Raw genomic sequence first — 20,834 nt, forward strand, 5'->3', positions numbered from 1 at the left:
GCCCATCCTGGCATCCCACGTCCGAGGGTGCAGAACACCCCGGCCGAGTCAGGCACCAACGCGTGGCCGCAACCACTCGACGAGATCGTCGAGCACCTCCTCGTTCTCCGGTTCGTTGAACACCTCGTGGAACAGGTTTTCGTAGATCTCCACCGTGAGATCCTCCGAACCGGCGTACTCCGCGATGAGTTCCGTGCCGTGCACGCTCGCGAGCCCGTCGTCCCGGCCGTGCTGGAGCAGCAGGGGAACCGTCAACGACGGCAGGCGCTCCGGCAAATGCTCGGCAGCCAGAATCATTCCGCGCGCAATCCCCGCAGGCACCTTCCCGTGGTGGACGAGGGGATCCTCCTCGTAGGCCGCCACGACCGCCGGATCGCGGGACACCAGCTTCGCGTCGAGCGACTCGACGGGCACACCGGGGAGGAAGCGGCCCACCAGCTTGCCGATCTCGACCACCACGCGCGGTGTCCCGCTCGTCACGTCGACCGCGGGCCCGGACAGCATGAGTGCCTTCAGGTCCTGCTGGTGGTCGAGGGCGTACGTCAGTGCGATGGAACCGCCCATGCTGTGGCCGAGGAGGAATCGGTCGGTGCCCGGCCAGTCCGTCGACGCGATGCCGAACAGCTGGTGCAGGTCGTCGGTGAATTCGCGCCAGTCCTTCAGGTGGACCCGTTTGCCGCCCGACCGCCCGTGCCCGCGGTGGTCGGGCGCGTAGATCGCGAGATCGAGTGCCCCGAGCCGCTCGATCACGTGGTCGTAGCGCCGGGCGTGCTCGCCGAAGCCGTGGCACAGCACCAGCACGCCGCGCGGGCGCCGCTCGGGAAGCCACACGTCGTAGACGATAGGAATTCCGCCGACGCCGGCGAAGGACGATTCTCGATGCTGCATGATGCCCCTTCGTGGTCCGAATTCGACGACTCAGATCATTGCACGGTGAGGTACCCCGACAAGCGGAAAATTAGGGGATCGGTCCCTTCGACAACAGGTCGATCACGGCTCGGGAGGTGCGCCGTCGCAGCCATCCACGCGGCCCGTCCTCGCCGAGCGCGGCGCGGGCAGCGTTCAGGCCCGACACCCCGTGCACACCGCCGCCCGGGTGCGCCGACGCGCTGCCCAGGTACAGGCGCTGAACGGGGGTTTCCGAGCGGGAGATGCCCGGCCCCGGCCGGAAGACCAATTGCTGATGGAGTTGCGCCGTCCCTCCGTTGACGGCGCCGCCCACGAGATTCGCGTCGGCCGCCTCGAGATCCGACGGGCGCTGGACGACACGCCCGGCGACCCGCTCCGCGAAACCCGGTGCGTGGGCCTCGAGGACGTCGTCGACCCGCGTTGCCAGTAGGTCGGCGGACGCGTCGTCGATGATGTCGCGCGGTAGATGCGTGTACGCCCAGGCGCTTTCGGTGCCCTCCGGTGACCTGCCGGGATCGGCGGTCGTCATCTGCCCGAACAGCAGGAACGGGCGGGCCGGGACGGTGCCGGTGGTCAGGTCGGCCATCCACCGGACGAGGCCGTTGTCGTCGGCACCGAGGTGGACGGTCCCCGCGCCGCTCAGGCTGGGCGAACGCCACGGAATCTTCTGCGACAAGGCGTAATTGACCTTCAGCACCGGCGTGTCCCACTCGAAATGCTCGAGGTCGGCACGCACCCGGGTGGGGACGGCATGATCCGGCAACAGCGACCTGTACAGCGCGGGCGCCGAGACGTCGGCGATCACCGCCCGGCGTGCCGTGTAGCGCACACCCGACGCCGTCCGCACGCCGACGGCGCGACCGGACCGAACCTCGATCCCCGTCACCGCGTCGCCGTAGTGGAAATGCGCGCCCGCGTGCTCGGCCCGGCGGACCATCGCGGCGGACAACTCGCCCGCGCCGCCCACCGGGACGGGGTACCCGCCGTCCTGGGCGAGCATCGTCAGGATGTACCCCATGACACCGCTGCCCGGTGCGTCCGGAGGCGTGTCTGCGTGCATCGCGTTGCCCAGCAACAGCAGTCGTGCCGCCTCGCCCCGGAACAGTTCGTGCGCCATCCGCCGTGCAGGCAGGAGGAGGAATCGGGCCACTCTCAGCGACTCGGCGGTGCCCAGCCGGCGCAGCAGGGCGCTCGGGCCCCGCACGGGCGGGAACGGGCTGAACAGGATGCTCAGCAGCGGTTCCTTGATCTGGTGCCACTGCTCGACCAGCGCCGTCCACGCGACGCCGTCGCCCGGTTGCCTCCGTTCGAGGTCGGCGGCCGTGTCGGCCGGGTCGGGATGAATCACCGGCGCGTCCTCGTCGGCAGCGGAGCGGGCGTGCCCGACCGCGCGGGGCGCATGACTCCACCGCAACCCGTGCGACTCGAGGTCCAGCCCGCGCAGCGCGGGGGACACGGTCGACAGGGGATAGAACGCGCTGAACAGGTCCGACGTGAAGCCGGGGACGAGTTCGGCCGACCTCACCGCGCCGCCGGGCGTCGGCTGCGCCTCCACGACCGCGACGTCCCAGCCTGCATCGGCGAGAGTCGCGGCCGCGACGAGCCCGTTGGGACCGGATCCGATGACCACTGCGTCGACGTTGCTCACCCGACCAGGCTGTCAGAAAAGCCAGCGCTCCGCTCGAAGCTAGAGGGACGACGGTGTGAATGTCACCGGCAGATGCTTCAGCCCGTTGATGAAGTTGGAGCGCAGCCGCTGGGCCGGCGCCGTCTGTTCCATGTCGGGCATCCGACGCAGAATCTCACTCAGCATCACCTTCATCTCGGCGCGAGCGAGGTTGGCGCCGAGACAGAAATGGTGACCGCCGCCGCCGAACGCGATGTGCTGCGAGTAGTGGCCGGTGGGCCGGTCGATGTCGAACGTGTACGGATCGTCGAACACCGCCTCGTCACGGTTCCCCGACATGTGCCAGATGACCACCCGGTCGCCCTCCGAGATCTCGACGTCGTGCAGCACCGTGTCCCTGGTCGCGGTCCGGCGGAACTGCATGACCGGTGTGGCCCACCGCAACCCCTCCTCGATCAGGGCGTCGAGCCTCGCCGGATCCTCGAGGACCTTCCGGCGCTCCTCGGGATGTTCCATCAGCGCCAGCTGGGTGTGCGAGAGGGCGTTGCGGGTGGTCTCGTTCCCGGCGACCGCGAGCAGCATGAAGAACATGTTGAAATCCAGTTCGCCGAGCTTCTCGCCGTGCACGTCGGCCTGGATGAGAGCGGTCGCGATGTCGTCGCGCGGGTGTCGCTTGCGGTCCTCGAACATCTCCAGGCTGTAGGCGAACATCTGGCCGGCCGCCGCGCGCTCCTGACCTTCCTCGAGGTGGAATTCGGGATCGGACGAGCCGATCATCTGATTCGTCAGGTCGAAGATGAGCTTGCGGTCCTCCTGCGGCACGCCGAGGAAATCGGCGATCGCCTGCAGCGGCAGTTCGGACGCGACGTCGACGACGAAGTCGCACTCGCCGCGCTCGATCACCGCGTCGACGATGCTCGTGGCGCGCTGCGCCAGAATGTCGTGCAGCTGGCCGATACGGCGGGGCGTGAAGCCCTTGCTGACGATCTTCCGCAGCGCCGTGTGATCCGGTGGATCCATGTTCAGCATCATCAGCTGCTGGCCCGCCAGGTCGTCGGGGGCCAGATCGTCGATGTAGGTGGCGCCCCGCCACGACGAATACGTCTCGGCGTCCCGGTTCACCGTCACGATGTCCGCATGCCGGGTGACACACCAGAAGGGGGCGCCGCGCTCGTCGAGATGCCGGTATACCGGAGCCTCGCGCCGCAACGTGGCGAACATCTCGTGGGGCACGCCCTGCACGAAGGTGTCCGGGTTGTAGAGATCGACGTCGGCGAGCTGCACGGTCCCTCCTGAGGCCTCACGTACGAGAATACGTTCTAGTCCTGGAGGATGTGCCGACAACGAAAACGGCCCCGGAGAAATGAATCTCCGGAGCCGTTTCCACTTGGTAGCGGGGACAGGATTTGAACCTGCGACCTCTGGGTTATGAGCCCAGCGAGCTACCGAGCTGCTCCACCCCGCGTTGCATTGACAACACTACACCCTTCCCGGAGTGCTCTTGACCAACCCCGGGGAGGGCTAGGTCACATCAGCCGGAACTGGGCCATTTCGATGGCGTTCTCGATCGCCTCGGAAACTTCCCGCAAGCGCTCGTCCGCGCCGGCCGCAGCGAGAATCTGCAGGCGATCGGCGTCACCCATCGGAATGTACGTGGCGATCTCGTACAGCCGCGTGCCCAGCGACCCGCGGAACCCGCCGATGACCGGAACGTCGGGCGGGACGTTCCCGGTCTCCGTCGCGAGACGCCGGAGGAGGCCGTACAGGAATTCGAGTCGCTCGATCAGCGACGGGAATTCGTAATCCGCCGTCTGGGTGCCGGTGTTCTCGTCCGGCCACACATCCACCTCGGCGATCGGATACGGGTTGTCCGGCAACCACTTCGACACCTTGATGCGTTCCTCGGTGCGGCAGAACAACTCGTACCGGCCGTCGCCGATCGACGCGTGGGATTCGATCCGCGCGATCGTGCCCACGTCGTGGCGCACGTCGCCGCCACCCACCTCGTTGCCGCGGGCAATCAGGACGACCCCGAATCGCGGACCGTCCGGTGCGTCCAGGCAGTCGCGGACCAGTTCCTGATAGCGGGGTTCGAAGACGTGGAGGGGGAGCTGCTGACCGGGCAGCATCGTCGAGCCCAGCGGGAACATGGGGAGCAGAGACATCAGGGGATTCTCAATCGGGGTACGGGCGTCGCCGGCAACGGGTCGACGCGATCGATCTCGTCCGTGAGGTGTTCCGACCACGTCAGGAGGCCGGCGATGTCGAGGCCGTGTGGCGCCTCCACCTCGTAATGCCGGATCCGGTCGTGGCCCTGGCGCAGCAGTGACCGCGCACCGGTCTTGTTGCCCCGCATCAGGTGGGTGAGACCCACCGCGAGCTGCGCGAGGCCCTGCCACAGTTCCCGCTCGTCCTCGGGGGCGATCTTCCACGTTCCCTCGAGGATTTCGTGGGCGTGGAACGGCATGCCGTGGTCGAGTAGCCGCTGCGCCTCGGTGATCGCCTCGTCGGGCGGCAACCGCAGGTCGTCGGGGATGCGGGGCACACCCTCGGCGTCGTGAGGCAGAGGTCGGCCGAGCTCGTCGCGGGGGCGTGCGTTGAGTGGCTTCCCCGAGCCATCCCTGTCCCGATCGGTCATGGGACAAGGGTAACGCTCAGCCGCGGGTCGGCGAAGGTTTGGCAGAGGTGTTGGCAGAGGTGTTGGCAAGGGCCGCAGACACGCGTTTCGACAACTCGTCGCGAACCACCCGGACCGTCGCCGACCGCAGGTGAACACGGTCGTCCTGGTGATAGAGGTACCGGCCGTCCTGTTCCACGTCGATCCACGTCAGTTCGCCCAGAACGGGCTCGTCGAGTCCGCTGCGCGCACCACGGATGCAGATGTAACCGATCCCGGTCCGCGGTCGGCCGACGATCCGCCGGAGCAGAGTGCCGTCGGAGGCCCGGGCGTTCTGGAGGACGGATGTCGTGGTGGTTCGGTTCTGGATGTCGTCGGGGTGCGCGGTCAGCGACGGGGTTCGTCCGGGAGCGCAGTCGGGTAGGTCGTCCAGGAGTTGGGCGGTGAACCCGTCGACGCTCTCGGCGCCCGCGTCGATCCGGATGTCGCCGCGTCCCGGTTCGCCGCGGAGCTGTTCGGCGACGACGGCGACCCGGCCACGGATGCTGCCCCTCCGCCGAATCCCGGAGTCGAGTTCGGGGGAGGGGGCGAGCACCGTGACGGACACGTGCGGGTTTCGCAGCGCCTGGATCGCCGCAACCAGTTTCGGTTCGTCGAGCGCGGACCGCCACTGCTCCAGTTCGCGTTGCTGGATCGCGTACTGGTCCGCCGTCGCCGCGGCGGACCGATACTTCAGCGGGTACGGCATCCGATCGAGATCGGTTGCCTCCCACAGGCACATGAACTGGGCTGACGTCAGCCGCCAGTTCATGCGCCGATCACCGGCGGTGCGACGGGGTCGAGTGTGCCGATCAGTTCGTTGCCGTTGTCGACGGTGATGAGGTAGCTCGGCGTCTGATGCTCCGTGTCGCCCTCACCGTTTCCGCCTACCCGGCCGGGCGCACCCATCATGCCGGGTGCCATACCCATCCCGGGACGACTCATACTCGGTTTCACCGGTGTCGCCGCTGCGGCAGCGGCCGCCGCCCCCGCACCCGCCGCGGCACCACCCGACGGGATCGGGCCACCCGGAACCACACCGCCCGAGCTGGGCTCGGACTCGCGTTTGTCATTCTTCCGGCGCGTGCCCGATGCCGAACCCCCGACGCCCGAACCCCCGGCGCCCGATCCGCCGGCGATTCCGCCGTAACCCGTACCGCCCGCACCGCTGCTCGACTGCGAACCTGCACCAAAAGCGTTCGGCGCATTCGCAGCCGCAGTCTGTGCAGCCGAACCGGATCCGGCACCGGCACCGGCCCCCTGATTGGCAGCGGCCTCGGCATTCGCTGCAGACGTGGTCGCCGCATCATCCCTAGCAGACTCCCCGTCCCCAGGGGTCTCGCCATTCGCAGACACATCGCCATTCCCCGACACGGAGGAGGTGCTGCTGTCGGATGCGTTCCACGGATTTGAACCCTGTGGCACCGTTCCGTACGAACTCGGCACGCCGGCGGAGCCGGGACGGTCGCCAGATGGCGTGTAGGGCTCCGGTAACTGCGGGACATTCGTGCCGACGTCCCGGTAGTTCGGCACGTAGATCGCCTCCAACCTCCGAACCGCCTCGAGACGTGCGGCTTCCCTCTCAGTGTCGGACCTTTCGGCCGCAAGCGGGCTCAGTGGGAGTTGAGACAGGACACTTTCGGAACTGGCCGGCTGAGGAACCGAGGCTTTCACATCCGCAGCCGCACTGCTCAGGATGTCGAGTTTGACGGCAATTGCCGCGATGCTCGATGTCAGTTGACCGCTCGTGGCAGCGAGCTTCTCGGTCGCCTGTGCGGCGGCGTCCGCCGCGGCACCCTCCCAACGTTCGGAAATCGTGTTGCGAAGAATCGCGAAGCCAAATGCGAGAGGGAGCGAATTCGAGATGCTGTGGCAGGCTTGGGCGAGTTGACCGATGGCATCGGGAACCATGGTCTGTGCCTTTGCGTACATTTCTTCGTGATCCATACCGTGGAAGCTCTCCATGGTGCGGATGTACGGTTCGTCTGTTCCTGACCCTGCGGTCAGCTTTTCCGCCGAGTTATGTAAGCCCGTGCGGCGTTGCTCGCCTGCTCCATTCGGACTTATCGAGTCGAAGATCGTGGACACAACATCATTGGGCGGCACGGCTTAGCCCTCCTTCGGAATATAGCGTTCGAAGATCCGGGCGGTATCTTCCAAGCCTGCACACCATTCGGATTCGGGAGCGGGCGCTCCGGTACCTTTGAATACGCTGCGATCGACTATGAGAACCCCATAGGACGTCTCGATTGAGATCGCACACGCATCTGGTTGGTCGGCTTCGACCTTCAGTAGCGCCCGCCGACCGTTGACGTCGATGTGTGTTGCGTACGCCCTGGACTTCTCTTGTTCTTCAGCGAAACTGATGTTGCCCGAGAGGACATTTAGTCCGTAAAGACGTCGGGGCGTGTCATAGCTGCATCCAAGGAACGTGTATTCGTCTGGTGTGAAGTCTGCATTCTCTTCACTGCTGGGGTCGTATCCAGCTTCGATCAAAGCCGTATCCGGAACGTCGAGACAGGGGTCGAACGTTACGTGCGGTCGGTCGGACTTATCGATGTGCCGTGGGACACGCGTTAGTGATACCACAGCAGCAGAATCTCCGGGGTCCTGCTCATTCGTCGATTGAGTGCTGCAGCCTGCGATGAGCAGGGTGATCGCGACAGCACCGATGTGCGCCATTCTTGGGCTCATTTGTCGGTTCCCACCTGGACGGTGGCAAGGGCCTGTCCGATTGCACTGTCAGTTTCCGCGAAAGCCTCTCCACCCGCTGCGAAGGTCTCCCGCATCGCTTCGATGGCATATCGGAATTGGTTCAGACGTTCGATCATTGAACCCGTTCCTCCGCCACCGTTGAACTTTGCCTCGTACCCGGATTGCAGTTCTTGCGCGGAGTCGAAGCCGCCGAATCCGGAGACATTCTTCAAGGCCCTTGCCTTTTTGAGAGCGCCGTCAAGCTGCTCTAGCATCTCGTCGCAGACCCCGACACACTTCTCGATGGCGTCATCTTCCAGACGCAGTGTTTTGCTCATTCCCATCCCCCCAGTGCTCGACAGGACCCCCTCGGCCGCGTGCGGAGATGCTACCGCACGGGTGTGTCACTCGGTCTAGTGTGCAGCGCTGCAATGTTCAGGCTGCGTTGAGGAATTCGATGAGGATGCGCTCGACGGGGGAGTCGGTGTGAACCTCGCGGAATGGCAATGGTTTCGGTAGTGGGGGTGCCGTCGATCGGTACCGGTGTCCGGTGGGGGTGTAGATCTCGATGTGGTGCAGTCCTCCGGGCACCTGACGAGGGGTAGCGGTCCATCCTGCGCCTTGTTTGGCGTAGTTGCAGGCTGCGCACACAGCGGCGCCGTTGTACGCGGTCGTGGGGCCCTCGCTTTCGCGGGGGCGGATGTGGTCGTGGTGCCGGATCGGGGCATCGCACCAGGGTGTCCGGCAGGTTCGGTCGCGCAGATCGATCAGCCTTGCCAACCCGGCGGGGAAGCAGCGGGCCTGGGACTCGGTCGCGGTCAGCGCCCCCGACTGCGGGTTGGCGTACAGGCGGCGCAGGTTCACCCGCGTCGCATTCCCGGTGTCGGGATCGATCGCTGCCTGGACTGCCTCGGAAATCCAGTGCCCCGCCAGTTCGGCGGGAACGGGACCGTATCCCTGAACGTGGGCGGGTTCGGATCCGTTGTCGAGGAGGGCGCGGTCGGAGATGACCAGGTTCACGGTGATCGGCGGTGTCGTCGCCGTGTGGTGTGTGCCGGTGACTCGGGACACGAGGAGGTCGGCCATGATCTGCGACCGCGTGCGTTCGTCGCCGGCGGCGAGGATCGAATCGGCGTCACGGGCGAGTGTGGCGTGCACCGCGACCCCCTGCGCGACCGGCAGCAGGGCGGTGACGTAGGCCATGGTGTCGGGTGCGGGACGGGAGGTGACCCGCCGATCCGACACGGCCTTGCGAGCCCGCCGCACCACGGCCTCGGCGTCGAATTCGGCGGCGACCGAGCGAACTTTCGCGCACACCGCCTGGTCGCCGAGCCCGTCCAACGTTGCCGGGTCGCCGCACAGCAGAGAGTCGATTGCTGTGCGATCTTCCCTCGTCAGGCATGCGGTTTCGCGGACGAGGATGGTGGCTCGCCACTCGCTGAGTAACCCTCGTTCGAGTAGGGCCAAGGTACAGGGCATCTCGTGGGCGAGAGCGGTCGCCATGCCGAGGTGGCGACCACCGCGAAACGGTGAGTCCCGGCGTGCCAGCGCCACCTGGTTGGCGATGCCGCGTCCTCGCTGCGCCAGCGGCACGTTGCGGTCCGCTCGTTCAGCTCGGATGGAGGCGTCGAGGTCGGCGGTCACCCGGGCCTGCACGCCGGCGCAGGCGGCTTTCACTTCTTCCAATACCCGAAGTACGTCGATGCGCGTCGCATCGTCGATATCCCGATCGAGTTTCGGCAACTCGGCCAGAAACGCGATGACCGCCCCTGCATCCACCCCGACCCCCCGACTGCCGAAACCCCCGAATCGAACGTATGTTCTACACTAGCCCACCCACGGCACCCCGGCAATACCCAAATGCATTACCTACGCTGCCCCGACCAGTCGCATGGCGAGGCCGGCGTAGAGGTCCGCGACGGCCTCGGGTTCGGTGTAGGCGCCTGCGGGAAACCAGCGGCAGATGTCGACGCACAGTGACATGAGGGCGAGGGTGACGCCTTCGCCGTCGGGGACGGTGAATTCGCCGGATGCGGCTCCGGCGTCGACGACGGAGCGGACGATGTGGGTGATGTCGCGGCGCAGTTTGACCACGTCGCGGTAGTGCTCCGGCGTGAGGGCGTTGAGTTCGTACTGGACGACGCGGGCCTGTGCGTGGTGGGTGGCCTGCCAGCTCGCGAATGCGCGGATCAGCGCCTGCAGTCTCGTGGACGGCGACTCGCCGGGTAGGTCGGCGTTTCTCACGACGTCGAGTGCGCCGGTGTGGCCTTCGTAACTGATGGCGAAGAGGAGTTCTTCCTTGGAGCGGTAGTGCGGGTACATCGCGGCCGGGCTCATATCGAGGCGGGCGGCGATCTCGCGAGTGGTGGTGCCGCCGTATCCGCTGGTCGCGAACGCGTCGACGGCCGCGGCGCGGATGCGGGCGGCAGCCTTGGACGGGCTGATCACCTGGCTGGGTGATTCGCTCATGTCTGTCTCCATCCTCGGCTGCGCGGCTGTTGACAATACCGCGTCACGCCATCAGTATAAGCAAGCGCTTAGAAAATAAGCAGACGCTTACATGCTCGAAGCGTGAACCAGTCAAAGCTCGATATCCAGAAGGAGCGGTCATGCGACGCACCCTGTACGGCCCCGATCACGAGGCATTCCGCGAATCGGCCCGGGAGTTCGTGAACCGCAACCTGCTGCCGGTGGCGGACAAGCTCATCGCGCAGCGCTTCATCGACCGGGAGATCTGGCTCGAAGCGGGCCGCAACGGTTTCCTCGGCCTCGAGGTCCCGGAGGCGTACGGCGGAAGCGAGGCCGGCGACTACCGGTTCAACGCGGTTCTCGCCGAGGAGCTTTCACGGGCGAGTGCGGCCGTGTCGTCGAGCTTCGGCATTCACGCCGACGTCGTCGCCCCGTACCTCGTGCAGTTGACGACCGAGGAGCAGAAGCAGCGCTGGTTGCCCAGGTTCTGCACCGGTGAACTGCTCACCGCGATCGGCATGACCGAGCCCTCCGGCGGGTCCGACCTCGCCTCGCTCAAGACCACTGCGGTCAAGGACGGCGACGACTGGATCATCAACGGTTCCAAGACGTTCATCACCAACGGCTACAACGCCGACCTGGTGATCGTCGCCGCGCGCACCAGCCCCGAGAAGAAGTCCAAGGGCATCACGCTGTTCGCCGTCGAGACGGGCATGGAGGGCTTCGAGCGCGGACGCAAGCTCGACAAGGTCGGCCAGCACGAGTCCGACACCGCCGAGTTGTTCTTCGAGAACGTGCGTGTGCCGTCGGCGAACATCATCGGTGAGATCGATCGCGGGTTCATCCACATGATGGAGATGCTGCCGCAGGAGCGTGTCGGCGCCGCCGTCTCGAATATCGCGCACGCCGCGCCGATCCTCGAGGAGACGATCCAGTACGCCAAGGACCGCAAGGCATTCGGGCAGCCCATCGGGTCGCTGCAGTGGAACAAGTTTCTTCTCGCCGATCTCGTCACCCGTGTCGAGGTCACCCAGGCGTACGTCGACAACTGCGTTGCCGCACACGCCGACGGCGAACTGACGGCAGTGGACGCCGCCAAGGCCAAGTGGTGGACCGCCCAGGTGCAGAACGAGGTCCTCGACCATTGCGTGCAGTTGCACGGTGGTTACGGGTTCATGACCGAGTACCGTGCCGCGCGTGCGTGGATGGATGCTCGTGTCACCAAGATCTGGGCCGGTTCGAACGAGATCATGAAGGAACTGATCGGCCGCGACCTCGGCCTCTGAGTCCGTACCCCCACAGCCCGACGACAAAGGAGTCGCTTCGTATGTCCGTTCTCGACAAGTTCAGCTTGACCGATCGGGTGGTCGTCGTGACCGGTGCGTCGTCGGGCCTCGGGGTGGCGTTCGCGCAGGCGGCGGCGGAGGCGGGCGCCGACGTGGTGCTGGCTGCGCGCCGCGCCGACCGTCTGGCGAAGACCGCGGAACTGGTGCGGGCGGCGGGACGTGAGGCGTTGTGCGTCGCGACGGACGTCGTGGACCCGGCGCAGGCGCAGAACATGATCGACGAGGCGATGGAGAAGTTCGGCCGCGTGGACGTTCTCGTCAACAATGCCGGTGTCGGGACGGCCGTCCCCGCGACGAGGGAGACGCCGGAGCAGTTCCGGCAGGTCGTCGACATCAATCTGAACGGTTCGTACTGGGCGGCGCAGGCGGCGGGCAGGGTCATGAAGCCGGGTAGCGCGATCGTGAACATCGCGAGCGTGCTGGGCCTCACGACCGCGGGACTTCCGCAGGCCGCGTATGCCGCGAGCAAGGCCGGGGTCATCGGTCTGACCCGCGATCTGGCGCAGCAGTGGGGTGCCCGTAAGGGTATCCGGGTGAATGCGATCGCTCCCGGATTCTTCGAGACGGAGATGACGGACCAGTACCAGGACGGGTACCTCGAATCGATGAAGTCGCGTCTGGTTCTCGGTCGCCTCGGTGACCCGGAGGAGCTGGCCGCGACCGTGGTCTGGCTCGCGTCGGACGCCGCCGCGTACGTCACCGGTCAGACGATCGCGGTGGACGGCGGCATCACCATCACCTGAGCGCTGGGTTGGGCGGGGCTGCGGTGCTGGCGTATAAGTAGGAAATGACCACGCGCACCGTCCATGAAGAGTGGGACGACCAGCCCGCCCCGTCGATGGCGGCCACCGATCTGCTGCGGGAGCCTCCGGCGACCCCTCGCGGTGCACGCACACGCGCGGCGCTGGTGGCGGCTGCGCGGACGGTGTTCGAGCGGTCCGGGTACCTCGACGCCAGGCTCACCGACATCACGAAGGAAGCGAACTGCTCGACGGGGTCGTTCTACACGTACTTCGACAACAAGGAGCAGGTCTTCGCCGCCGTGCTGGAGGTGGCGCAGGAGGACATGATGCACCCGGGCATGAAGCGGGTCCAGGACACCGACGACCCCTACGCGGTGCTGGAGGCGAGCAACCGCGCCTACCTGGAGGCCTACCGGCGCAACGCCAAGCTGATGGGGCTGCTCGAGCAGGTGGCGCACATCGACCCGGCGTTCGCGGATCTGCGGCGTCAGCGGGCCGACGCGTTCATCGCGCGCAACGCGCGGGGGATCGCCGAGCTCCAGGCGCGGGGTATCGCAGACAGGGAACTGGACCCGATGCTGGCGTCGCGGGCGTTGTCGGGGATGGTCAGCAGGCTGGCGTACAACGTGTTCGTGGCCAGCGTGAACGGGACCGACGGCTCTCCTGTCGACTTCGACGATGTCGTGTTCACGACGACGCGGATCTGGGCGAACGGACTGAGGTTCCCCGAGCGGAGCTGAGCTCTCGCCGGCGGCGTGAGCGTGTGGGACACTTCGGTCCGCAAAACTGAATCCGACACCGGGTTCAGGTGATTTCTGTGGAAGACTGGGGCCACGTCCGTGTCCCCTCGAGGGAGGAATCTCGTGCAGGTTGCGCAGAAGGTCGCCGTCGTCACCGGTGGCGGAGGTGGAATCGGCAGTGCACTCGCGGAGCGGCTCGCCGCCGAGGGTGCCAAGGTCGTCGTCACCGACCTCGACGGCACCAGGCTGGAAACGATCGTCCGGAGAATCGACGCCGAGCATCCCGGCGCTGCGCTGGCAAAGCAAGCCGACGCGTCCGACGATGCTCAGATCGCGTCGGTCATCGACGCCGCGGAACAGGCCTTCGGGCCCGTCGACCTCTACTTCGCCAATGCGGGTGTCGCGGCAGGCGACCAACTCGAACCCGACGACGCCGTGTGGGACCTCGCCCTCGATGTGAACGTCCGAGCGCACGTCCGGGCGGCCCGCCGCCTCGTTCCCGGCTGGATCGAGCGCGGGGAGGGGTACTTCGTCAGCACCGCCTCTGCCGCCGGGCTGCTCACCCAGATCGGTTCCGCCCCGTATTCGGTGACCAAGCACGCCGCCGTCGGATTCGCCGAATGGCTGTCGGTCACCTACGGCGACAAAGGCGTCCGCGTCAGCTGCCTGTGCCCGATGGGTGTCAACACCACACTGCTCACCGACGACGCCGCCCTGTCGGCCACCGCCGCACGCGCCGTCACCACTGCGGGCTCGGTGCTCGAGCCGGCCGAGGTAGCCGAATGCGTGCTCGCCGCAATGGAAGCCGAGCAATTCCTGATCCTTCCGCACCCCGAGGTGCTGGAGATGTACCGGCACAAGGGCGCCGACTACGACCGATGGATCCGGGGCATGCGCCGCTACCAGGCGTCGCTCCTGGCCCAGCCGTCCTGACCCGACCGAGAAGCGAACTGCGCAAAGACCGTACGAAGACCGAGAACAACCAGCATGGAGGAAACAAGTGAGCCAGGAACGTAGAACCGCCATCGTCACCGGGTCGGCGAGGGGCATCGGCGCCGCCGTCGCGAAGCGGCTGGCCGAGGACGGGTACGCCGTCGCCGTGCTCGACCTCGACGAGGCCGCATGTGCCGGCACCGTCGACGCGATCAAGGCCGCGGGCGGCGAAGCCCTGGCCGTGGGCGCGAACGTCGCCGACGAGGCGTCCGTCGCCGCGGCAGTCGAGCGGGTGGCCAATGAACTGGGCGCCCCGACGATCCTGATCAACAACGCCGGAATCACCCGCGACAACCTGCTGTTCAAGATGACCGTCGACGACTGGGACGCCGTGATGAACGTGCACCTGCGTGGCGCGTTCCTGATGTCGCGGGCCGTGCAGAAGCACATGGTGGACGCCAAGTTCGGCCGGATCGTGAACCTGTCGAGCACGTCCGCGCTCGGCAACCGCGGGCAGGTCAACTACTCCGCCGCGAAGGCGGGCATGCAGGGCTTCACCAAGACCCTGGCGTTCGAACTCGGAAAGTTCGGTGTCACCGCGAACGCGATCGCGCCCGGGTTCATCGAGACCGAGATGACGGCCGCGACCGCCGAGCGGGTGGGCGTCGGCTTCGAGGACTTCAAGAAGGCGGCGGCGTCGCAGATCCCCGTCAACCGTGTCGGGCAGCCGGAGGACATCGCGCACACCGCGTCGTTCTTCGTCAGCGAGGGCGCCGGATTCGTGTCGGGGCAGGTCGTCTACGTCGCCGGTGGACCGAAGGACTGATCGATGAAGGCGTGGCGTGTACACGAACTGGGTCAGCCGCGGGACGTCCTGACGTTCGAGGACATCCCCGACCTCGAGCCGAAGCCCGGAGAGTTGCTGGTCAAGGTGCTCTCCGCGGCCGCCAACTTCCCGGATGTGCTGTTGTGCCGCGGTGAGTACCAGATCACACCGCCGCTTCCGTTCACTCCCGGCGTGGAGCTGTGCGGCGAGGTGGTCGAGCTGGGGGAGGGCGTCACCGGGTTCTCCGTCGGCGATCGGGTGATCGGCATGCCGAGCCTGCCGAACGGCGGGTTCGCGGAGTTGGCCGTCATGTCGGCGGCCACCGCGTTCCCCGCCCCGGAGGCCCTCGACGACGCCGAAGCGTCGGCACTGGCGATCGGGTACCAGACGGGATGGTTTGCGCTGCATCGCAGAACGCAGATCCAGCCCGGCGAAACCCTGCTCGTGCAGGCCGCGGCAGGTGGAGTGGGCAGCGCGGCCGTGCAACTGGGCAAGGCGGCAGGCGCCAAGGTGATCGGCGTCGTCGGCGGGCCCGAGAAGGCGGCCTACACGCGGGAACTCGGTGCCGACCTCGTGATCGACCGGCACAGCGAGGACTTCGTCCAGGCCGTGAAGGACTTCACGGACGGTCGCGGTGCGGACGTCGTGTTCGATCCGGTGGGCGGCGACTCCTACACGAAGTCGACCAAGTGCATTGCGTTCGAGGGGCGCATCATCGTGATCGGGTTCGCGAGCGGCACCATCCCGTCACCCGGGTTGAACCACGCGCTGATCAAGAACTACTCGATCATCGGGCTGCACTGGGGCCTGTACAACGCGTACGACCCCGCCGCCATCCGACAGTGTCACGACGAGCTGACACGGATGGCCGCGGCCGGCGAGATCACACCGATGATCAGCGAGCGACTCGGGCTCACCGACGTCGCGGACGGCATCGGACGCCTCGGCGAGGGGACGACGGTCGGTCGGCTGGCGTTCCTGCCCGGACGCTAGCGGGTGCGCTTCGCGTACAGCTCCTCGAGGTTGTGCCGCAGGGTGGCCTCGGTGTTCTTCACGGCCGTTTCGACGAACGGTTCGACGATGAGACCGAGGGCCTTGCCGGTGAGACCGCCGGGGAGTTTGTACGCGAAGTCCACGCTGATCTCGGTCTTGTCCTCACCGTGCGCGGTGAACTCCCAGGTGGAGGAGTTGGCGGCGCCGTCGAGCGACGCCAGGGTGATCACCCGGTCCTGCACCCACTCGGTGACCTCGAGGCGGGAGCGCAGGGTGCTCGGGCCGATGTGTATCGCGGCGTCGAACGTCGACTCCAGCCCCTGGTCGAATTCGCCGATCGGACGGAATTCCGAGACTCCGAACATCCAGTCGGGGACCGTCCGGTAGTCGTCGATGTACGCGAAGGCCACGTGGAGGGGCACGGCTGCGATCGCGGAGTGACGGACGTGGATCATCGGGTGGTCCCTGGCTCTCTGTCGGAGAAGGCTGTCGATCTGGGCGACCTCGTTCGACTCTAGTCAACTCCCGCGACCACGGCACGGGAGCGGCGGGTTCCTGTTCTACCGTAGGACCCATGACGGTAGAGGGCACCCAGCGCGGCAGTTCGTGGCGTGAGTACACCGACCAGGGGTTGTCGAAGGTTCTGGCCGCGGCGCTGGCGGCGTTCGTCGAGAAGGGCTACGACGGCGCGTCGATCCGTGAGATCGCGTCCCGCGCCGGCCTCTCGGTCCCCGGTCTCTATCACCATTATCCCTCCAAGCAGGCGTTGCTGGTGGGGCTGACGAATGTCGTGATGCGGGATCTCCTCGATCGCAGTCGCGCGGCGGTGTCCGAGGCGGGACCGACGCCGGGGGATCGGTTCGACGCGGTCATCGAGTCGTTGCTGCGGTTCCACATGTTCCGGCGGGAACAGGCGTTCGTCGCGTCCCGTGAGACGCGGAGCATGGAACCGGAGAGCAGGCGGGCGTACGTCGCGCTGCGCGACGAGCAGCAGGAGATGCTCGACGACATCGTTCGCGACGGGGTGTCGGCCGGGCATTTCCGGACACCGTTCCCGGAGGACGCGAGCCGCGCCGTGGTCACCATGTGCGTCGCGGTGTCCACCTGGTACCGCGAGGACGGGTCGTTGTCGCCCGACGAACTGGTCGAGCGGTACCTGGCGATCGCGAGGAGTGCCGTCGGCGCATCCGGCTGAGGCTTGACCCCGTTCCGAACCTGTGGGATTCTCGGGAACGACTTCGACCGAGCGAGTGATCGGTCGGTACCGGAGTCGCCGTACTGACTGGAGGTAGTTGTGGCGATCGATCTGTCCTATGCACCCGAGGTGACCGCACTCGTCGAGAAGACCGAGGCGTTCATCCGCGAAGTCGTGCTGCCCATCGAGGACGAGCACGGCGGCGACATCACCGCCGCCGGTGGCGACACCCTGCGCGTGCAGATGCAGAAGGCGGCCAAGGACGCCGGGATCTTCGCCCCGCACGCACCCGTCGAGTACGGCGGACACGGCCTGAACATGACCGACCGCGCGCCCGTCTTCGAGGCCGCCGGCTACTCGCTGTTCGGCCCGACGGCACTGAACATCGGCGCACCCGACGAGGGCAACGTCCACATGCTCGCGCACATCGCGAGCCCCGAGCAGAAGGAGCGGTTCCTCGCCCCGCTGGCGCACGGCGACGTGCGGTCGGCGTTCGCCATGACCGAGCCGTCGCCCGGAGCGGGTTCCGACCCGTCCGCGCTGACCACGCGCGCCGAGAAAGTGCCGGGCGGGTGGAAGATCAACGGCCACAAGTACTTCATCACCGGAGCCGACGGCGCCGGATTCTTCATCATCTTCGCCCGCACGTCCGGCGTGCCCGGCGACCGCGGCGGCGCCACGATGTTCCTCACGCCGGCCGACGCCGAGGGGCTCACGGTGGGGCGTCACATCGACACCCTCGACCGGGCGATGATCGGCGGGCACTGTGAGGTGTTCTTCGAGGATCTGTTCGTCCCCGACAGCGGGGTCCTCGGCGAGGTGGACCAGGGATTCGCCTACGCGCAGGTCCGGCTCGGGCCCGCCCGGATGACGCACGTCATGCGCTGGCTGGGTGCCGCGCGCCGCGGCCACGACGTCGCCGTGGCGCACGTCGCGCAGCGTGACGGTTTCGGCGGCAAGCTGGGCGATCTCGGCATGGTCCAGAAGATGATCGCGGACAACGAGATCGACATCGCCGCCACCCGGGCACTGCTGACGCGGGCCTGCTGGGAACTCGATCAGGGCGGCCACGCGAGCAACTCGACCTCCATCGCGAAGACCTACGCCGCGGAGGCGATCTTCCGGATCGTCGACAACTCCGTGCAGATGTGCGGCGGCCTCGGCGTGTCCGGCGACTTGCCCCTCGCCCGGCTGTCCCGTGAGGTGCGGCCGTTCCGCGTGTACGACGGACCGTCCGAGGTGCACCGCTGGGCCATCGCCAAGCGCGTGGTGGGTGCCGCGAAGAAAGCCGCGCGGGAGGCAGGCGCATGAGTGAACATCGCGGCCTCGATCTCGTTGCTCTGCAGAAGTTCCTGTCCGATTCGAATGTCCCTCTGAATGGCGAGTTGCGGGCCGACCTGATCTCGGGCGGCAAGTCCAACCTCACGTACGCCATTCTCGACGACTCCTCGCGGTGGGTGCTGCGAAGGCCGCCCACCGCGGGGCTCACACCCTCCGCGCACGACGTCGCCCGCGAGTTCCGCATCACCTCGGCGCTGCAGGGCACCGACGTGCCGGTCGCCGCGACCGTCGCGCTGTGTGAGGACGACAGCGTGATGGGCGCGCCGTTCACCGTGGTCGAACACGTGACGGGTCAGGTGATCCGGACCAAACCGGAACTCGACGCGCTGTCCGACGCCGACATCGACGCGTGCACCGACGAACTGGTCCGTGTGCTCGGCGCGTTGCACAACGTCGACTACGACGCCGTCGGGCTGGGGGAACTCGGTCGTCCGGACGGATATGTGGCCCGGCAGGTGAAGCTGTGGGCGAGTCAATGGGCGCGAGTGAAGACGACGGATTCCGCCGACGTCGACCGCCTGCATGCCGCGCTGGCCGAGTCGATTCCGCAGCAGTCGGAGTCGTCGATCGTGCACGGCGACTACCGCATCGACAACACGATTCTCGCGCCCGGTGACGTCAGCACCGTCGCGGCGGTCGTGGACTGGGAACTCTCGACGCTCGGAGACCCGCTCACCGACGTCGCTCTGATGTGCGTCTACCGGCATCCGGCTCTCGACCTGGTGCTCGGCGAACCGGCGGCGTGGACGAGCCCGCGACTGCCGTCGGCCGACGATCTCGCGCAGCGCTACACGCTGGCCTCGGGGCGTGACCTGGTGCACTGGAACTTCTACCTGGCGTTCGCGAACTTCAAGCTCGCCGTCATCGCCGAGGGCATCAACCACCGCTACCGGGCCGGCGCCACCGTCGGTGACGGATTCGACAAGGCGGGCGACGCGGTGCCCGAATTCATCGCCGCGGGCCTGCGCGCCCTGAAAGGACAGACCGTATGAGCCGCAGCGCACTGATCACCGGCGCCTCGCGTGGCATCGGACTCGGCATCGCCACCCGGCTCGCGGAGCAGGGGTACGGGCTGACGATCACGGCCCGCGACCGGGAGCGGCTCGAAGCGGTGGCCGCCGACCTGCGGACCGCGGGGGCGAAGGACGTCGTCGTGGTCGCCGGGGATCTCGCCGACGAGGAATCGGCGGGACGCGTCGTCGAGGCCCACGCTTATGCCTTCGGTTCGCTGAACGCACTGGTACTCAATGCCGGTGTGGGCACCGCCGGCGCCATCGGCGAATTCCCCATGCGCCGATTCGACAAGAGTCTGGGCGTGAACCTGCGGGCGCCGTTCAGCCTGTTGCAGCAGTCGTTGCCGCTGCTCCGGACCGGTGCGGCGGAGAACCCGGGACGCGGATCCAAGATCGTCGCCCTGGCATCGATCACCGGCGTGTACGCCGAGGCTGGGCTCGCCGTCTACGGGGCGACCAAGGCGGCGCTGATCTCGCTCACCGAGACATTGAACGTGGAGGAGTCCGGCAGCGGGATCTCCGCGACCGCACTCGCCCCGGCGTACGTCGACACCGACATGGCCGCGTGGACGCACGACACGATTCCACCCGAGACGATGATCGAGGTGAACGACATCGTCGAACTCGTCGACGCCGTGCTGCGACTGTCCTCGCGCGCGGTGGTCCCGAAGATCGTCGTCGGACGGGCCGGAACGGACGGCTACCGCGCCTAGTCCTCGTCCTCCTGCGCCTCGCCGCGCTTGCGGAAGAACTTGAACCCGGGGACGCCCTGGATCGCCTGACGCACCCCCTGGACTTCCTCGAGCAATTGGTGGATCTCCGGCGACACGGTGTCGAGGGTCGCCAGGATCGGCATGAGCCCCTCCATGCGCATCGTCAGCTCGGGCAGGTGGTCCACCAACCCGATCGCGGCGTGAATCTCCTCCTCGGTGAGGTCGTCGACGAACCGCTGCGCCAGCGGCGCGGCCTTCGTCGCGAGCGGCTCGTAGAGGCCGATCAGGGTCTGCGCCGACGCGGACGTGGTCCCCGCCGTGGCGACGACGGTGGCCGCCGCTTCCGCAACCGCGTTCGCCCGCGCCACCGCGATCTCGGCACCGTCGCTGATCGCCTCGATGCGGGCGATCAGCACCTCGACCTGGTCCAGGAGGACGCCGATCCGGCCGGGAAGGGAGACGACGAGTTCAGCGGTGTCCACCGACCAGCGGGCGATGCCGGTGACGGTACGCACCAGGTCGCGGGTGCCGAGTTGTACGAGAGCCATCGGCCCATCCTGCCTGATGCATTCCGCATCTCACGTTTCGGTCGTGGCAGACGTCTACCTTTCAGAGGCCCGTACACCTGGAAGGATT

General features: G+C 67.1%; 23 protein-coding genes and 1 tRNA gene. 10 read left to right on the forward strand and 14 right to left on the reverse strand.

Features of this window, described 5'->3' with window-relative positions:
* Window positions 1-48: 48 nt before the first annotated feature.
* From ACFU5V_RS29075 to ACFU5V_RS29130, 12 genes are all read right to left on the reverse strand, one after another.
* Entirely contained in the window at window positions 49-888 is an 840-nt protein-coding gene (locus ACFU5V_RS29075; protein WP_378432331.1) for an alpha/beta hydrolase, read from the reverse strand.
* 70 nt (window positions 889-958) lie between these two features.
* Window positions 959-2,557, reverse strand: a complete 1,599-nt coding sequence (locus ACFU5V_RS29080) for a phytoene desaturase family protein (RefSeq protein ID WP_378703351.1) — start codon at window positions 2,555-2,557, stop codon at window positions 959-961.
* Window positions 2,558-2,596: 39 nt separating this feature from the next.
* The gene (locus tag ACFU5V_RS29085) at window positions 2,597-3,820 is read right to left on the reverse strand and encodes a cytochrome P450 (protein ID WP_378703352.1); all 1,224 of its coding nucleotides are present in this window, start codon (window positions 3,818-3,820) and stop codon (window positions 2,597-2,599) included.
* Between the two features lie 104 nt (window positions 3,821-3,924).
* Window positions 3,925-4,001, reverse strand: a tRNA-Met gene (locus ACFU5V_RS29090).
* 61 nt (window positions 4,002-4,062) lie between these two features.
* Window positions 4,063-4,701 carry an LON peptidase substrate-binding domain-containing protein gene (locus ACFU5V_RS29095; protein ID WP_378703353.1) on the reverse strand — a complete coding sequence of 213 codons (639 nt, stop codon included), beginning with the start codon at window positions 4,699-4,701 and terminating at the stop codon, window positions 4,063-4,065.
* Window positions 4,701-5,174 carry a DUF309 domain-containing protein gene (locus ACFU5V_RS29100; protein WP_378432339.1) on the reverse strand — a complete coding sequence of 158 codons (474 nt, stop codon included), beginning with the start codon at window positions 5,172-5,174 and terminating at the stop codon, window positions 4,701-4,703. Before ACFU5V_RS29100 ends, ACFU5V_RS29095 begins: the two co-directional genes overlap by 1 nt.
* 16 nt (window positions 5,175-5,190) lie before the next feature.
* A complete protein-coding gene (locus tag ACFU5V_RS29105; protein ID WP_378703354.1) occupies window positions 5,191-5,964 on the reverse strand; it encodes an ESX secretion-associated protein EspG in 774 nt (257 codons plus the stop codon).
* Window positions 5,961-7,298, reverse strand: a complete 1,338-nt coding sequence (locus ACFU5V_RS29110) for a hypothetical protein (RefSeq protein WP_378703355.1) — start codon at window positions 7,296-7,298, stop codon at window positions 5,961-5,963. The genes ACFU5V_RS29105 and ACFU5V_RS29110 overlap by 4 nt, the downstream gene beginning before the upstream one ends.
* A 3-nt stretch (window positions 7,299-7,301) precedes the next feature.
* Window positions 7,302-7,874 (reverse strand): DUF3558 domain-containing protein, encoded by a 573-nt coding sequence (locus tag ACFU5V_RS29115; protein ID WP_378703356.1) that lies wholly within the window; start codon window positions 7,872-7,874, stop codon window positions 7,302-7,304.
* Between the two features lie 8 nt (window positions 7,875-7,882).
* Window positions 7,883-8,224: a hypothetical protein gene (locus ACFU5V_RS29120; RefSeq protein ID WP_378703357.1), complete on the reverse strand. Its 342-nt coding sequence runs from the start codon at window positions 8,222-8,224 to the stop codon at window positions 7,883-7,885.
* Window positions 8,225-8,321: 97 nt separating this feature from the next.
* Window positions 8,322-9,665, reverse strand: coding sequence for an HNH endonuclease (locus tag ACFU5V_RS29125; RefSeq protein WP_378703358.1), 1,344 nt, complete (start codon window positions 9,663-9,665; stop codon window positions 8,322-8,324).
* Window positions 9,666-9,755: 90 nt separating this feature from the next.
* Entirely contained in the window at window positions 9,756-10,355 is a 600-nt protein-coding gene (locus ACFU5V_RS29130) for a TetR/AcrR family transcriptional regulator (protein ID WP_378432351.1), read from the reverse strand.
* Window positions 10,356-10,495: 140 nt separating this feature from the next.
* Between ACFU5V_RS29130 and ACFU5V_RS29135 the strand changes: the two genes are divergently transcribed.
* The 6 genes from ACFU5V_RS29135 to ACFU5V_RS29160 all read left to right on the forward strand — a co-directional run bounded on the left by ACFU5V_RS29135 (window position 10,496) and on the right by ACFU5V_RS29160 (window position 15,936).
* Complete coding sequence (locus tag ACFU5V_RS29135; RefSeq protein ID WP_378432353.1) at window positions 10,496-11,641, forward strand: acyl-CoA dehydrogenase family protein; 1,146 nt, start codon at window positions 10,496-10,498, stop codon at window positions 11,639-11,641.
* 41 nt (window positions 11,642-11,682) lie between these two features.
* The gene (locus tag ACFU5V_RS29140) at window positions 11,683-12,444 is read left to right on the forward strand and encodes an SDR family NAD(P)-dependent oxidoreductase (RefSeq protein ID WP_378703359.1); all 762 of its coding nucleotides are present in this window, start codon (window positions 11,683-11,685) and stop codon (window positions 12,442-12,444) included.
* A 44-nt stretch (window positions 12,445-12,488) separates the two neighbouring features.
* A complete protein-coding gene (locus tag ACFU5V_RS29145) occupies window positions 12,489-13,184 on the forward strand; it encodes a TetR/AcrR family transcriptional regulator (protein ID WP_378703360.1) in 696 nt (231 codons plus the stop codon).
* A 123-nt stretch (window positions 13,185-13,307) separates the two neighbouring features.
* Complete coding sequence (locus ACFU5V_RS29150) at window positions 13,308-14,117, forward strand: SDR family oxidoreductase (RefSeq protein WP_378703361.1); 810 nt, start codon at window positions 13,308-13,310, stop codon at window positions 14,115-14,117.
* A gap of 67 nt (window positions 14,118-14,184) precedes the next feature.
* Window positions 14,185-14,943: a 3-oxoacyl-ACP reductase FabG gene (gene fabG / locus ACFU5V_RS29155; protein ID WP_378703362.1), complete on the forward strand. Its 759-nt coding sequence runs from the start codon at window positions 14,185-14,187 to the stop codon at window positions 14,941-14,943.
* 3 nt (window positions 14,944-14,946) lie between these two features.
* On the forward strand, window positions 14,947-15,936 hold the full coding sequence (locus ACFU5V_RS29160; protein WP_378703363.1) for an NADPH:quinone oxidoreductase family protein: 990 nt from the start codon (window positions 14,947-14,949) through the stop codon (window positions 15,934-15,936).
* On the opposite strand, the gene ACFU5V_RS29165 is transcribed toward ACFU5V_RS29160, so the two are convergent.
* Window positions 15,933-16,391, reverse strand: a complete 459-nt coding sequence (locus tag ACFU5V_RS29165; RefSeq protein ID WP_378432364.1) for an SRPBCC family protein — start codon at window positions 16,389-16,391, stop codon at window positions 15,933-15,935. The genes ACFU5V_RS29160 and ACFU5V_RS29165 overlap by 4 nt on opposite strands.
* 119 nt (window positions 16,392-16,510) lie before the next feature.
* On the opposite strand from ACFU5V_RS29165, the gene ACFU5V_RS29170 reads away from it, so the two are divergent.
* From ACFU5V_RS29170 to ACFU5V_RS29185, 4 genes are all read left to right on the forward strand, one after another.
* A complete protein-coding gene (locus tag ACFU5V_RS29170; protein ID WP_378703364.1) occupies window positions 16,511-17,131 on the forward strand; it encodes a TetR/AcrR family transcriptional regulator in 621 nt (206 codons plus the stop codon).
* A gap of 99 nt (window positions 17,132-17,230) precedes the next feature.
* The gene (locus ACFU5V_RS29175) at window positions 17,231-18,442 is read left to right on the forward strand and encodes an acyl-CoA dehydrogenase family protein (RefSeq protein WP_378432366.1); all 1,212 of its coding nucleotides are present in this window, start codon (window positions 17,231-17,233) and stop codon (window positions 18,440-18,442) included.
* Entirely contained in the window at window positions 18,439-19,464 is a 1,026-nt protein-coding gene (locus ACFU5V_RS29180; RefSeq protein ID WP_378703365.1) for a phosphotransferase family protein, read from the forward strand. Before ACFU5V_RS29175 ends, ACFU5V_RS29180 begins: the two co-directional genes overlap by 4 nt.
* The gene (locus ACFU5V_RS29185; protein WP_378703366.1) at window positions 19,461-20,198 is read left to right on the forward strand and encodes an SDR family NAD(P)-dependent oxidoreductase; all 738 of its coding nucleotides are present in this window, start codon (window positions 19,461-19,463) and stop codon (window positions 20,196-20,198) included. Before ACFU5V_RS29180 ends, ACFU5V_RS29185 begins: the two co-directional genes overlap by 4 nt.
* Here ACFU5V_RS29185 and ACFU5V_RS29190 read toward each other — a convergent pair.
* Entirely contained in the window at window positions 20,195-20,746 is a 552-nt protein-coding gene (locus tag ACFU5V_RS29190) for a ribulose 1,5-bisphosphate carboxylase large subunit (RefSeq protein ID WP_378432371.1), read from the reverse strand. The two genes, ACFU5V_RS29185 and ACFU5V_RS29190, sit on opposite strands and share 4 nt — an antisense overlap.
* Window positions 20,747-20,834: the final 88 nt, after the last annotated feature.

This window comes from Rhodococcus sp. NPDC057529 (assembly GCF_042802055.1).
Classification (GTDB): Bacteria; Actinomycetota; Actinomycetes; order Mycobacteriales; family Mycobacteriaceae; genus Rhodococcus_F.

Excerpts from the sequence above, each read along its gene's own strand:
- ACFU5V_RS29075 (WP_378432331.1), bottom strand. The coding sequence starts at position 888 with ATGCAGCATCGAGAATCGTCCTTCGCCGGCGTCGGCGGAATTCCTATC.
- ACFU5V_RS29095 (WP_378703353.1), bottom strand. The coding sequence starts at position 4,701 with ATGTCTCTGCTCCCCATGTTCCCGCTGGGCTCGACGATGCTGCCCGGT.
- ACFU5V_RS29100 (WP_378432339.1), bottom strand. The coding sequence starts at position 5,174 with ATGACCGATCGGGACAGGGATGGCTCGGGGAAGCCACTCAACGCACGC.
- ACFU5V_RS29105 (WP_378703354.1), bottom strand. The coding sequence starts at position 5,964 with ATGAACTGGCGGCTGACGTCAGCCCAGTTCATGTGCCTGTGGGAGGCA.
- ACFU5V_RS29115 (WP_378703356.1), bottom strand. The coding sequence starts at position 7,874 with ATGGCGCACATCGGTGCTGTCGCGATCACCCTGCTCATCGCAGGCTGC.
- ACFU5V_RS29120 (WP_378703357.1), bottom strand. The coding sequence starts at position 8,224 with ATGAGCAAAACACTGCGTCTGGAAGATGACGCCATCGAGAAGTGTGTC.
- ACFU5V_RS29130 (WP_378432351.1), bottom strand. The coding sequence starts at position 10,355 with ATGAGCGAATCACCCAGCCAGGTGATCAGCCCGTCCAAGGCTGCCGCC.
- ACFU5V_RS29135 (WP_378432353.1), top strand. The coding sequence starts at position 10,496 with ATGCGACGCACCCTGTACGGCCCCGATCACGAGGCATTCCGCGAATCG.
- ACFU5V_RS29140 (WP_378703359.1), top strand. The coding sequence starts at position 11,683 with ATGTCCGTTCTCGACAAGTTCAGCTTGACCGATCGGGTGGTCGTCGTG.
- ACFU5V_RS29145 (WP_378703360.1), top strand. The coding sequence starts at position 12,489 with ATGACCACGCGCACCGTCCATGAAGAGTGGGACGACCAGCCCGCCCCG.
- ACFU5V_RS29160 (WP_378703363.1), top strand. The coding sequence starts at position 14,947 with ATGAAGGCGTGGCGTGTACACGAACTGGGTCAGCCGCGGGACGTCCTG.
- ACFU5V_RS29165 (WP_378432364.1), bottom strand. The coding sequence starts at position 16,391 with ATGATCCACGTCCGTCACTCCGCGATCGCAGCCGTGCCCCTCCACGTG.
- ACFU5V_RS29170 (WP_378703364.1), top strand. The coding sequence starts at position 16,511 with ATGACGGTAGAGGGCACCCAGCGCGGCAGTTCGTGGCGTGAGTACACC.
- ACFU5V_RS29180 (WP_378703365.1), top strand. The coding sequence starts at position 18,439 with ATGAGTGAACATCGCGGCCTCGATCTCGTTGCTCTGCAGAAGTTCCTG.
- ACFU5V_RS29185 (WP_378703366.1), top strand. The coding sequence starts at position 19,461 with ATGAGCCGCAGCGCACTGATCACCGGCGCCTCGCGTGGCATCGGACTC.
- ACFU5V_RS29190 (WP_378432371.1), bottom strand. The coding sequence starts at position 20,746 with ATGGCTCTCGTACAACTCGGCACCCGCGACCTGGTGCGTACCGTCACC.